2 protein-coding genes and 1 pseudogene are annotated in these 3,401 nt (G+C 29.2%); 2 read left to right on the top strand and 1 reads right to left on the bottom strand.

The features are described from left to right. Positions 1–123 precede the first annotated feature (123 nt). On the bottom strand, positions 124–1,173 hold the full coding sequence (locus AAIE21_RS29135) for a Fic family protein (RefSeq protein ID WP_343269866.1): 1,050 nt from the start codon (positions 1,171–1,173) through the stop codon (positions 124–126). A gap of 721 nt (positions 1,174–1,894) precedes the next feature. Between AAIE21_RS29135 and AAIE21_RS29130 the strand changes: the two genes are divergently transcribed. Further along, positions 1,895–3,196 (top strand): N-acetylmuramoyl-L-alanine amidase family protein, encoded by a 1,302-nt coding sequence (locus AAIE21_RS29130; RefSeq protein ID WP_343269865.1) that lies wholly within the window; start codon positions 1,895–1,897, stop codon positions 3,194–3,196. Next, positions 3,197–3,250: pseudogene (locus AAIE21_RS29755) on the top strand (hypothetical protein); the annotation flags it as partial. Positions 3,251–3,401 lie beyond the last annotated feature (151 nt).

Below are 3,401 nucleotides of genomic sequence, written 5' to 3'. Positions count from 1 at the left end.
AGCAATTCGTCTCTTAACCGTAGGAACTACGGGGATAGCCTAATCCATTAGAGTTCGATAGAACTCTGTACTTAGGAATCTCCCACTTCAAACAGTCCGTAAGGATGTTAAGTGGTGAGTAGTTCAAGATTTAAGTTTTATCCATTGCGCGTTTCTTCCTTTTGAAATTAGTTTAATATATCCTTGTATCTGTAAGGAATGTAATGTTCTATTGATGGTACTTTCACCTATGTCTGGATAAGCATTACGAATATTTTCTTTAGTAAAAGGATATTTTTGGTCAGTTATATACTTTTTAATTCTTTTACTTTTCGACTGAGTAATTATATGGCTTTTCACTAGAGTATGTAATTCTTGATATGCTGCTAATACAATTGTTAAAAATACTTTTAACCAAAAACCTATACAATGTTCGCCATAGTACCAGTTAGCTGCAGATTTATAAAGTGCAGTATAATAATCTAACTCATTCTTTTTTATATATTTATCTATGCATATGTATTTTACAAATGAATACCCACATTTAATTAATAATAATTGAATTAAGACTTGCGCTAACCTTCCATTTCCTTTTTTAAAAGGATAAATACATAGGAAATTTAGTATAAATCGAGGGATTAGTAAGAGTGCATGAATATTACCATTAGACCTTAATGTATTATATTGTTCGCATAGTTGATGCAAAGCTTGCGGAATTGTTTCATGTGAAATAGCTTTGTACTGGTTAGAATTAATCTTAAATTCTGGGATATCAGGTAAAATAGGTCTTTCTCTTCGCCAATTACCACTTTCGGAAGTGAAGTAATTCAACAATTGGAAATGCAGTTCTTGAATCGTCTCTGGTTTAATAGGAAATGTATGATATTTTTTTTGTATAAGTTCTAAAGTTGTGTAATAACAAACTAAGGCATCCTCTTCTATTGTTTGAGGAATTATATCATTAAGAATAAGATTTTGTAACTGTTTATTTGAGACTGTAATATTTTCATACATAATAGTATGGTTTTTCATATATTGTAAAGGAATAGTCTTTTCTAAAAGGCTAAATATATCTGGTCTTTGATGTTGATAAGCTTCTATCTTTCCTTTGTATTCACTGATTTCGCTTATTAAGTTTATAAGTTCCCTCTTAATTTCTAAACTTACATACTTCTCTTCGAAAAAGTTTCTCATTTTGTTCCCTCCTTTACCCTATAATGTGTTGAGACATACGTACGTTTCATTCTAAAGATACATAATACAACAGAATTAAAAAATAAAGTTTATAATTTATAAAAATATCTCTAATTATTTTTGAACTTTTTATAGTATTTATAGTCGGGATTTCGCGTTAATTAATGCATTTTTATAACAAAATACTCTAATTTGTTGTGTAATATAAGCGCAAATAAAATCAAACATAGCTATGTTGTTAAGTTATTGTTATATTCATGCATCATTTGTTTAATCGTATGTATGACGTTAATATTCAGCTATATACAACTTAAAAAGTTTGAAAATTAAGATTAATTAAAAGCAGTGGATAAAATAATTTTTGCATGAGAACTATTTTATCCACTGCTTTTTCGTAAATCTAAACGAGAGGGAAAACTAAGACAACAAAAGAATAATTCACGTATGTTTTTATAGTTAAAAACTATTAAAATCAGTATTCTAGATATATTATCAAAATTTAAAAGGATCAAATCGAAGAAAGGCACTTGCAGGGGTGTTTTTTTATGAAAAAACCTACACAATGTATGGAAATTACTAACATTCTTAATGTTTCAAAATAAAAACATCTTAAAATTGTAATTTAACAGTATGGAAATATTAATTGCATTTATATATAATAATGTAATTGTGTTTGTAGAAATGCAAATTAAAATGATTCATTATTTGGGGGATATGGAAAGTGAAGAAAATTATTTTACCAATTTTAATGTCTGCAATTTTTGTAGTGCCTGCAGTAACTTATGCGGAAGAAAATGTAACTGTTCCAAAAAATACGTATGCAGTTCAGCAAGTTAAAAAACAGAGTGGTTGGATTCAAGATAAAGGAAAATGGTGTTACTTTATTGAAGATGGAACTATGGCTAAAGATTGGAAACAAATTGAGGGAAAATGGTATTACTTTTATGAAAATGGAACTATGGCTAAAGGTTTTCACTCTATAAATGAAAATACGTATTACCTAAATGAAAATGGAACTATGGCTACAGAATGGTTATACCTTAGTAACTCCTATGGAGGAGGATGGCGTTACTTTAATGGGGATGGATCCATGGTTAGAGGTTGGAAAAATATCAATGGTACTTTGTATCACTTTGATGATTTCGGATACATGGCTATTGGATGGAAGAATTTTAATGGGAAATGGTATTATTTTAATGAAGATGGTTTCATGATTAAGGGTTTTAAAAACATAGTAAATCATGATTATTACTTTAATGAAGACGGATCTATGGTTAAAGGTTGGAAAAAAATCGAAGAAAAATGGTATTATTTTGATGAAGATGGATCTATGGCTATAAAATTTAAAACTATTAATGAAAAAACATATTATTTTGGTTATGAAGGGATTATGTCTACAGGATGGGGAAAATTTGGTAGATACGATGTAGTATGGCGTTATTTTAATGAAGATGGATCTATGGCTAAAGACTGGAAAAAAATCGAAGAAAAATGGTATTACTTTGATAAAGACGGATACATGACGACTGGATGGGAGACTATTAATAGTAAGTGGTATTATTTTAATAAAGATGGATCTATGGCTAAAGACTGGAAAAAAATCGAAGAAAAATGGTATTACTTTGATGAAGACGGATCTATGACGACTGGATGGAAAACTATTAATAGTAAATGGTATTATTTTAACAAAGATGGTTCCATGATTAAGGGTTTTAAAAGTATAGTAAATCATGATTATTATTTTAATGAAGATGGAACAATGGCTAAAGGTTGGAAAGAAATCGAAGGAAAATGGTATTACTTTGATGAAGACGGATCTATGGTCATAAAACTTAAAACTATTAATGAAAAGACATATTATTTTGGTTATGATGGTACTATGTCTATAGGATGGGAAGAATTTGGTAGATCCGATATAGTATGGCGTTATTTTAATGAAGATGGATCTATGGCTATAGGATGGAAAAAAATCGAAGGTAAGTGGTATTACTTTGATAAAAACGGATATATGACTACTGGATGAAAGAATATCAAAGGTAACTGGTATCGATTTGCCGATAATGGTGTCAGGATTTAATTAAAGTTCTAAAAAAACGTAAGAATGATATTATCCCCTTAAGGTAGACAGTGTAAAAAGACCATGAATAAACATGGATGTTACACTTTTACTTGGAGGGGATTTTATTATGGTTAAAAAAGGGGATAAATTTCAAACTTATTCAGATGAA

Source organism: Paenibacillus sp. 102, from assembly GCF_039549175.1.
GTDB lineage: Bacteria > Bacillota > Bacilli > Bacillales > Bacillaceae_G > Bacillus_A.
Note: the sequence above shows the minus strand (reverse complement) of the source record. Positions and strands in the feature narration are given on the sequence as shown.